Source organism: Pseudomonas sp. S12(2018), from assembly GCF_024355235.1.
In the GTDB taxonomy this organism is placed as follows: Bacteria; Pseudomonadota; Gammaproteobacteria; order Pseudomonadales; family Pseudomonadaceae; genus Aquipseudomonas; species Aquipseudomonas palmensis.
Genome location: NZ_QLAD01000008.1, coordinates 170,645 through 179,662 on the forward strand (window position 1 = coordinate 170,645; position 9,018 = coordinate 179,662).

Below are 9,018 nucleotides of genomic sequence, written 5' to 3' on the forward strand. Positions count from 1 at the left end.
CATTATAAGCACGCTAACGACTGGTCTATACCCCGATATTCGCTGAAACAACGGTGACTTGACCGCATCCGGTCGGCGTGCTGATCTTAAGCAGTCGAACCTGTAGCAGTCACAACAAAATCAAAGACAACCAGGAGAGTCGCAATGCCCTATGTACCCGTTGCAGAGCTGGCGCAGTACGTTGGAAAGGAACTGGGACGTTCCGAGTGGCTGACCATCGACCAGGAGCGCATCAACCTGTTCGCCGAGGCTACCGGCGACTTCCAGTTCATTCATGTGGACCCGGTGAAGGCGGCAAAAACGCCATTTGGCAGCACCATTGCCCACGGTTTTCTCACCCTTTCGCTGATTCCCAAGCTGATGGAAGACATCCTCGTGCTGCCCGAGGGGCTGAAGATGGTCGTCAACTATGGCCTGGACAGCGTGCGCTTCATCCAGCCGGTGAAGGTCGGTTCGCGGGTTCGTCTCAAGGTCGACCTGAGCGAGGCCATCGAGAAGAAACCGGGCCAGTGGCTGCTCAAGGCCACCACCACCCTGGAAATCGAAGGCCAGGACAAACCCGCCTATATCGCCGAGCCGCTGTCGCTCTGCTTCGTCTGACCCGCCCAAGGTGAAACAGCTGCCAGCGGCTGTTTCACCCGCGACAAACTGCGGCATACTCGGGGCCTGACTTGCCCGGACCCCGCCATGCGCCCATTCGTACCCCTTGCCCTGACCCTGCTGCTCGCCGCCTGTGGCGACGGTGAACCGCTGTCACCGCCCGACGCCCGCCTGCCCGATGGCGGCCGCTACCGTGGCGACGTGGTCAATGGCCTGCTGCAGGGCCCGGGGCGCATCGACTACCCCAACGGCAGCTGGTATGCCGGCAACTTCCAGCAGGGCCAGTGGCAGGGCCGCGGCGAATGGCACGGCAGCAATGGCGAGGTGTACCGCGGCGAGTTCCAGCAGGGTCTGTTTCACGGCCAGGGCGAGCTGACCACCCCGGGCAGCCACTACAGCGGCGGCTTCAAGCTTGGCCGGCGTGACGGCGAAGGCACCCTCAGGGAAGGCCAGGTGCAGTATCGCGGGCAGTTCAAGGACGACCAGTACAACGGCGCCGGCGAACTGACCCTGGCCGACGGCAGCCAGTACCAGGGCCTGTTCGCCAAGGGCAAACCCCACGGCGAAGGCATCCGCAGCGATGCCAGTGGCAACCAGTTCAGCGGGCGCTTCGTCGACGGCCAGTTGCAGGGCAGCGGCACCTTCAACAGCGCCGAAGGCGACCAGTACATCGGCGAATTCAAGGACAACCACCTGCAAGGTCGCGGCCGTTACGAAAACGCCGATGGCGACGTTTGGATCGGCCAGTTCCGCGACGGCTCGCTGACCGGCAAGGGCGAGCTGTTCGGCAGCGACGGCAGCCACTACAAGGGCGAGTTTCGCGACTGGCGCTTCGCCGGCCAGGGCCGTCTGCAATTGCCCGACGGCAGCCTGTACGTCGGCGGTTTCGAAAACGACACCTACCAGGGCAAAGGCCGGCTGACGCAGGTCGACGGCAGTGTCGAAAGCGGCCACTGGGTAAACGGCCTGCGCGTGCGCGACGAACACGGGCGCCTGTTGCCCGACCCCCTGGAGCTGGCCCTGCTCAAGCAGGGCACCCTGCTCGACAAGGCGCTGGCCCAGGTACCGGCCTCCACCCCGGCCATCGAACTGTACAGCCTGGCCCTGGCCGGCGATGGCAACCAGAGCGTGTTCATGCGCGAGGCCGACTACGTCAGCGACATGCTCAAGACCCGTTTCGGTGCCACTGGCCAGGTCGCCCTGGTCAACCACCGCGACCACATGGCCGACCGCCCCCTGGCCACCCGCGAGAACCTGGCGCGGGCCGCACGCACCCTGGCCGAGCGCAGCGGCCCCGAAGACCTGGTGTTCATCTACCTGACCAGCCACGGCAGCCACGAACATGAACTGGTGCTGGATCTGCCGCGCCTGCAACTGGCCGACCTGCCCGCCGATGAACTCTCGGCCGCGCTTGCCCCACTAAAGGAACGTGACAAGATAATCGTGATCTCTGCGTGCTACTCGGGGGGTTACATCGATTCACTCAAGGACGACAAGACCTTGATCATGACCGCATCGCGTGCCGACCGGGTGTCATTCGGCTGCTCCGAAGAGGCCGACTTCACCTATTTCGGCGAAGCACTGTTCGCCCGGGCACTGAACCAGACCGACGACCTGCAGCAGGCCTTCGAACTGGCCAAGACCACGGTGCAGCAGCGCGAGCAGGCCGATGGCTTCGAGGCTTCCGAACCTCAGCTGTGGGCGCCGCAACGGGTGCTGCAGCACTGGCAGAAGCTGCGCCAGCAACAGGCACGAAAAGCACTGCAAAGTGCCGATGCGGTACAAGCAGAAAATACAAGCAGCCACTAAGCTGACTGTATCAAGGGAGAGACATCATGTACCTGACGCCTCAGCACATCCTGATTGCCGGAGCCACCGGGCTGACTGGTGAGCATTTGCTGGATCGGCTGCTCAACGAGCCAACCGTGAGCCGTGTGCTGGCCCCCACGCGCCGGCCGCTGGCCGAACACCCGCACCTGGAGAACCCGGTCGGCGACCCGGCGGTGTTCCTGCCGCAGTTGAGCGGCCGCGTGGACATCGCCTTCTGCTGCCTGGGCACCACCATCAAACAGGCAGGTTCGGAAACGGCGTTTCGCGCCGTCGACCTGGACATGGTGGTGGCGTTCAGCAAGCGAGCGCGGGAAATGGGTGCACGGCACCTGCTGGTGGTCAGCGCGATTGGTGCCGACCCCAAGTCGTCGGTGTTCTACAACCGGGTCAAGGGCGAGATGGAACAGGCACTCATGGCGCAGGACTGGCCGCAATTGACCATCGCGCGGCCGTCGGTACTGCTGGGCGAGCGTATCGAGCCTCGGCTCGGTGAACAGTTTGCCGGGCCGTTGTCGCGGCTGCTGCCGGGCAAGTACCGCGGCATCGAAGCCTGCCAACTGGCGCGGGCGCTGTGGCGCCTGGCGCTGGAAGAGCAGGACGGGGTCCGGACCGTGGAGTCCGATGAACTGCGTAGATTGGGTAAGTAATTCAAAGGCCTCATCGTGGGTCGAGCCCCTTGTGGGAGCGGGCTCGACCCGCGATGAGGCCGCTGGCTACAACCCGCCGGTAGCCTGAAACCCCACCCCCAGCACCGTCAGCACCGACAACGGCAGCAACACCGTATCGAGCAGTGCACTGCCCGGCAGGTCCAGCCCCGGGTACGCCGGTGCCGGCGCGCCAAAACGGTCTTCAGGGCAGCAACCGCCCTGCAGCGCATACAGATCCAGCCGCGTACCCGAATACACCACCGGTGCCCCCGGCTTGGCCGCATCCAGCGTGCGCACCGTGGCGCAGCCGCTGCTCAGTGCCAGCACCGCCAGGCCTGCCACCAGCAGCGCCTTCACTCCTCGCCGCCAACATGGTGCTCGCCCCAGCGCGGCAGCATGTCCTGCGGAACATCCAGCAGGTTGAGAATCCGCGCCACCACAAAGTCCACCAGGTCGTCGATGGTCTGCGGTTGGTGATAGAAGCCCGGCGAGGCCGGCAATATCACCGCGCCCATCTGCGACAGCTTGAGCATGTTCTCCAGGTGGATGGTCGAGAAAGGCGCCTCGCGCGGCACCAGAATCAACTGCCGACGCTCCTTCAGGGTCACGTCCGCGGCCCGCTCGATCAGGTTGTTGCAGGCCCCGGTGGCGATTGCCGACAGCGTGCCGGTGGAACAGGGCACCACCACCATCGCTGCCGGCGCCCCGGAGCCCGAGGCCACCGGCGACATCCAGTCCTCGCGCCCGTATACCCGGATCTGCCCGGCCGCAGCGCCGGTGTACTCGGTCAGAAACGCCTGGATCGACTGCGGCTTGGCCGGCAACACCACGTCGGTCTCGGTCGACATCACCAGTTGCGCAGCCTTGGAGATCAGAAAATGCACCTCGCGGTCTTCACGCACCAGGCAATCGAGCAGGCGCAACCCGTACTGCGCCCCGGAGGCACCGGTCATGGCCAGCGTGATGCGCTCCGGGCCGCTCATCGCAGTGCCTCGGCCAGCTTGCCGTGCAGCCCGCCAAAGCCGCCGTTGCTCATGATCACCACCTGGGTGCCCGGCGCGGCCTGGCTTTTGACCCGCTCGATGATCGCCTCGAGACTGTCGGCGACAATCGACGGCACCGTGCACTCGGCGGCGGTGGCGGCCAGGTCCCAGCCCAGATTGGGCGGTGCATACCAGATCACCTGGTCGGCATCGCACACGCTCTGGGGCAGGCCATCACGGTGGGCGCCCAGCTTCATGGAGTTGGAGCGCGGCTCGATCACCGCGATCAACGGAGCGTCGCCGATGCGCTTGCGCAGCCCATCGAGGGTGGTGGCAATGGCGGTCGGATGGTGGGCAAAGTCATCATAGATGGTCACGCCCTGGACTTCAGCGACCTTTTCCATGCGCCGCTTGACGCTCTTGAACGCGCTCAAGGCGGCAATCCCGATGGCCGGCACCACGCCCACATGGCGGGCAGCGGCCAGGGTGGCCAAGGCGTTGGCCACGTTGTGCTGGCCGGTCAGCTCCCACTCCACCACGCCCTGGGCTTGGCCTTCGAAACTGACTTCGAAGCGCGAACCGTCGGCGCTGAGCAGTTTCACCTGCCACTGGCCACCGGCGCCGGTGGTCTGCACCGGGGTCCAGCAGCCCATCTCGATCACCTTCTGCAGGGCCGGCTCGGTGGTGGGGTAAATGACCAGGCCTTCGCTCGGAATGGTGCGTACAAGATGGTGGAACTGGCGCTCGATGGCAGCTAGATCAGGGAAGATGTCTGCGTGATCGAACTCGAGGTTGTTCAAAATGGCGGTGCGCGGACGGTAGTGCACGAACTTGGAACGCTTGTCGAAGAACGCGCTGTCGTACTCGTCGGCCTCGACCACGAAGAACGGCGTGGCGCCCAGGCGCGCCGACACCGAGAAGTTCTGCGGCACACCGCCGATCAGAAAGCCGGGGCTCATCCCGGCATGCTCCAGCACCCAGGCCAGCATGCTGCTGGTGGTGGTCTTGCCGTGGGTGCCGGCCACGGCCAGTACCCAACGGCCCTGCAGCACGTGGTCAGCCAGCCACTGCGGGCCCGACACGTAGGGCAGGCCCTTGTTCAGCACGTACTCCACCGCCGGGTTGCCCCGCGACAGTGCGTTGCCGATCACCACCAGGTCGGGGGCCGGCTCCAGCTGGGCGGCGTCATAGCCTTGATGCAGCTCGATGCCCTGGGCCTGGAGCTGGGTGCTCATGGGGGGATAGACGTTGGCGTCGGAGCCGGTGACGCGGTGGCCAAGCTCCTTGGCCAGCACCGCCAGCGAGCCCATGAAAGTACCGCAGATACCGAGAATATGAATGTGCATGGTCGACCTCACGAAACGTGGAGGCAGGGTAGCTTAGGGTGGGAAAAATCGCATCCTGAGTTTGCCTAGGCGCCCCGTGCAATCCCGTGCTTGCGCAGCTTGCGGTACAGCGTATTGCGGCTGACCCCCAGTTGCGCCGCTACCTGGGTCATGTGCCAGCGCTTGTGCTCCAGCGCCTGCAGCAGCGCGGCCCGCTCGGCGTCGTCCAGCGGGTGTTCGGCCTGCGGCCTGGCAACCCTGGGCTCGAGCGCTGCCGGGGGCTGGCGCACTACCGGCGGCAGGTCGTCGAATGCGATGCGGCCATCCTCGCACAGGGCCACCAGGGTACGCAGCACATTGCGCAACTGGCGCACGTTGCCGGGCCAGGCAAATTCCAGCAGCGCCCGGCGTGCCGACGGCTCTAGCCGCACAGGTTGGCCCGCGGCTTCCTCGGCGAGGACAAAGTCGAGCAACTGCGCCTTGTCGCTGCGCTCACGCAATGCCGGCAGGGCGACCTCCAGGCCATTGAGGCGGTAATACAGGTCTTCGCGAAAGCTGCCGGCCTCGACCCGGCCCAGCAGGTCACGGTGGGTGGCACTGATGATGCGCACATCCACCGCCTGCGGCTCGCCGCCGATCGGTACCACCTGGCGCTCCTCGAGCACCCGCAGCAGGCGCGTCTGCAGGGCCAGCGGCATGTCGCCGATCTCGTCCAGCAGCAAGGTGCCGCCGTCGGCCTGTTGCAGCTTGCCGCGCATGCCCTCCTTGCGCGCCCCGGTAAAGCTGCCGCCGCGATAGCCGAACAGCTCGCTCTCGATCAGGCTCTCCGGGATCGACGCACAGTTGAGCGCGACGAACGGTTTGCCCGCGCGCTGGCTGGCCTGGTGCACGGCCTTGGCGAAGGCCTCCTTGCCGCACCCGGTTTCGCCGTTGAGCAGCAGCGGCACGTCGCGCTCGAACACCCGTAGCGCACGCCGAAAATCCTGTTGCAGTGCCGGGTCGACCAGGCAGATGCGTTGTGCCGGCATTGGCGTGCTGGTGGCCGACGGTGCAAGCGGTGGCGCCACCGCACGGGCCTGGCCGCGCAGGCTGGCGAACAGCACACGGCCATCGCGGGTACGCAGCGGCCAGCTGGTGCTGGCGGCCGCCGTGGCACGCCCGAGCAGTTCATCCAGCGCGCAGTCGAAAAACGCCTCCACTGGCTGGCCGAGCAGCCCACCGCGTGCCGTTGCCAGCAGGTTCAGCGCACTCTGGTTGACCGCACAGATACGCCCCTCGCCATCGAACGCCAGCAGCCCCTCGCTGAACAGCCCGACCGATTCGGCCTGCAGGTGAAAGCGCAACAGCCAGTGGTTTTCGAAATGGCGCAGGAAGTAGCAGCTCTCGATCATCTTGGCCGAGAGGTTGACCAGCGCCATGGTGTGGAACTGGCTCTGGCGCGACATGTCGGGGCGCGCCGACGACACGTCGAGCACTGCCAGCAGCTCGCCCTGCGGATCGAACACCGGGCTGGCCGAGCACGTCAGCCCGGTATGGCGCCCGCGAAAGTGTTCATCCTGGTGAATGGTCAGGGCCTGGCGCTCGACCAGGCAGGTGCCAATACCGTTGGTGCCTTCGCAGGCCTCGCTCCAGTCGGCGCCCAGCCAGAGCCCGGCGCGCTCGAAGATGCGCCGCTCGGTGGGTGCGGTGACGCAGTTGAGGATCACCCCGCGTGCATCGGTCAGCAGAACCGCGTGCCCGGCGCCGCAGAGTTGCTGGTGCAGGCTGTTCATCTCGTTGCCGGCGATCTGCAGCACCTGCTGCAGGCGCTCACGGCTCTCCAGCAGCCGCCCGTGCTCGAGCACGGTGGGCGCAACGCTCTGGGCCGGGTCGAGGTGGTAGTCCTCCAGGCAGCGCAGCCAGGAACGGGCGATCGACGGGTCGCTGCCCGGCCCCTGCAACAGCGCCTTGCCCTGGGTGACGGTGAGCACTTGCCGGGCGTGCCGGCTCAGATGATTGCTCTGCACTTTTTATTGTTCTCCGCACACGAGATGAACCCAGCATCCTCCTGCCGCCAGTGCATTGCAATGGTGGCGGGACCGTCGGGTCACGTTGTGTGCCACGACGGGTACAGAGTGTCACCCAGGCTGTGCCGGGGCTGGCACACAGCGCCTGCGGGGCGCCCTCCGCGCCGCGCCAAGCCCTTGATTTAACTAGGCCACCGGGCAGTGGCCCGTGCCTTGCACTACGCTTTACATCCTCCCTACAAGCACAATAGCCAGGAGACACACCATGCGTTACGCACATCCCGGTACCGACGGCGCGATCGTTTCCTTCAAGAGCCGCTACGGCAACTACATCAACGGCGAGTTCGTGCCACCGGTCAAAGGCGAGTACTTCACCAACACCTCGCCGGTCAACGGCCAGCCGATTGCCGAGTTCCCACGCTCCAGTGCCGAAGACATCGACAAGGCGCTGGACGCCGCCCATGCGGCCGCCGATGCCTGGGGCACCACCTCGGTGCAGGCGCGCTCGCTGATCCTGCTGAAAATCGCCGACCGCATCGAGCAGAACCTCGAACTGCTGGCCATCACCGAAACCTGGGACAACGGCAAGGCGGTACGCGAAACCCTCAACGCCGACATCCCGCTGGCCGCCGATCACTTTCGCTACTTCGCCGGCTGCCTGCGCGCCCAGGAAGGCAGCGCCGCTGAAATCGACGGCAACACCGTGGCCTATCACATCCACGAACCGCTGGGCGTGGTCGGGCAGATCATCCCGTGGAACTTCCCGATCCTGATGGCCGCTTGGAAGCTCGCCCCGGCCCTGGCCGCCGGCAACTGCGTGGTGCTCAAGCCGGCCGAACAGACCCCGCTGGGCATCAGCGTGCTGCTCGAAGTGATCGGCGACCTGCTGCCACCGGGCGTGCTCAACGTGGTGCAGGGCTATGGCCGTGAAGCCGGCGAAGCGCTGGCCACCAGCAAGCGCATCGCCAAGATCGCCTTCACCGGCTCCACCCCGGTGGGTTCGCACATCATGAAATGCGCTGCCGAGAACATCATCCCCAGCACAGTGGAGCTGGGCGGCAAGTCGCCGAACATCTTCTTCGAAGACATCATGCAGGCCGAGCAGAGCTTCATCGAGAAGGCCGCCGAAGGCCTGGTGCTGGCGTTCTTCAACCAGGGCGAGGTGTGCACCTGCCCGTCGCGCGCACTGGTGCAGGAATCGATCTACCCGGCGTTCATGCAGGAGGTGATGAAGAAGATCAAGCAGATCAAGCGTGGCGACCCGCTGGACACCGACACCATGGTCGGCGCCCAGGCCTCCGAGCAGCAGTTCGACAAGATTCTCTCGTACCTGGAAATCGCCGAGAAGGAAGGCGCCGAACTGCTCACGGGCGGCAAGGTGGAAAAACTCGAGGGCAACCTGTCGACCGGTTACTACATCCAGCCGACCCTGCTCAAGGGCACCAACAAGATGCGCGTGTTCCAGGAAGAGATCTTCGGCCCGGTGGTCAGCATCACCACCTTCAAGGACGAAGCCGAGGCCCTGGCCATTGCCAACGACACCGAATTCGGCCTGGGCGCCGGTGTATGGACCCGCGACATCAACCGCGCCTATCGCATGGGCCGCGGCATCAAGGCTGGCCGCGTA

General features: G+C 65.6%; 8 protein-coding genes. 4 read left to right on the forward strand and 4 right to left on the reverse strand.

The annotated features are described in order from the left end of the window. Positions 1 to 144 precede the first annotated feature (144 nt). The 3 genes from DN388_RS19735 (at position 145) to DN388_RS19745 (ending at position 3,077) form a co-directional block, all read left to right on the forward strand. On the forward strand, positions 145 to 600 hold the full coding sequence (locus DN388_RS19735; RefSeq protein WP_043863913.1) for a MaoC family dehydratase: 456 nt from the start codon (positions 145 to 147) through the stop codon (positions 598 to 600). Positions 601 to 687: 87 nt separating this feature from the next. After that, a complete protein-coding gene (locus tag DN388_RS19740) occupies positions 688 to 2,409 on the forward strand; it encodes a C13 family peptidase (protein WP_078481390.1) in 1,722 nt (573 codons plus the stop codon). Positions 2,410 to 2,435: 26 nt separating this feature from the next. Then, positions 2,436 to 3,077, forward strand: coding sequence for an oxidoreductase (locus tag DN388_RS19745; protein ID WP_043863915.1), 642 nt, complete (start codon positions 2,436 to 2,438; stop codon positions 3,075 to 3,077). A gap of 66 nt (positions 3,078 to 3,143) precedes the next feature. Here DN388_RS19745 and DN388_RS19750 read toward each other — a convergent pair whose 3' ends face one another. From DN388_RS19750 to DN388_RS19765, 4 genes are all read right to left on the reverse strand, one after another. Then, complete coding sequence (locus DN388_RS19750) at positions 3,144 to 3,434, reverse strand: YceK/YidQ family lipoprotein (protein WP_043863916.1); 291 nt, start codon at positions 3,432 to 3,434, stop codon at positions 3,144 to 3,146. Then, complete coding sequence (gene ubiX, locus DN388_RS19755) at positions 3,431 to 4,060, reverse strand: flavin prenyltransferase UbiX (RefSeq protein ID WP_043863917.1); 630 nt, start codon at positions 4,058 to 4,060, stop codon at positions 3,431 to 3,433. The genes DN388_RS19750 and ubiX overlap by 4 nt, the downstream gene beginning before the upstream one ends. Beyond that, positions 4,057 to 5,406 (reverse strand): UDP-N-acetylmuramate:L-alanyl-gamma-D-glutamyl-meso-diaminopimelate ligase, encoded by a 1,350-nt coding sequence (mpl, locus tag DN388_RS19760; RefSeq protein ID WP_255001831.1) that lies wholly within the window; start codon positions 5,404 to 5,406, stop codon positions 4,057 to 4,059. The genes ubiX and mpl overlap by 4 nt, the downstream gene beginning before the upstream one ends. Positions 5,407 to 5,471: 65 nt before the next feature. Further along, the gene (locus DN388_RS19765) at positions 5,472 to 7,391 is read right to left on the reverse strand and encodes a sigma-54-dependent Fis family transcriptional regulator (protein WP_100634129.1); all 1,920 of its coding nucleotides are present in this window, start codon (positions 7,389 to 7,391) and stop codon (positions 5,472 to 5,474) included. A gap of 265 nt (positions 7,392 to 7,656) precedes the next feature. Between DN388_RS19765 and DN388_RS19770 the strand changes: the two genes are divergently transcribed. After that, the coding region (locus DN388_RS19770; RefSeq protein ID WP_254506117.1) for an aldehyde dehydrogenase family protein at positions 7,657 to 9,018 on the forward strand (1,362 nt) is incomplete at its 3' end.

Bases quoted from the DNA above. Each gene is read 5' to 3' on its own strand.
- DN388_RS19735 (WP_043863913.1), top strand. From the start codon at position 145: ATGCCCTATGTACCCGTTGCAGAGCTGGCGCAGTACGTTGGAAAGGAA.
- ubiX (WP_043863917.1), bottom strand. From the start codon at position 4,060: ATGAGCGGCCCGGAGCGCATCACGCTGGCCATGACCGGTGCCTCCGGG.
- mpl (WP_255001831.1), bottom strand. From the start codon at position 5,406: ATGCACATTCATATTCTCGGTATCTGCGGTACTTTCATGGGCTCGCTG.
- DN388_RS19740 (WP_078481390.1), top strand. From the start codon at position 688: ATGCGCCCATTCGTACCCCTTGCCCTGACCCTGCTGCTCGCCGCCTGT.
- DN388_RS19745 (WP_043863915.1), top strand. From the start codon at position 2,436: ATGTACCTGACGCCTCAGCACATCCTGATTGCCGGAGCCACCGGGCTG.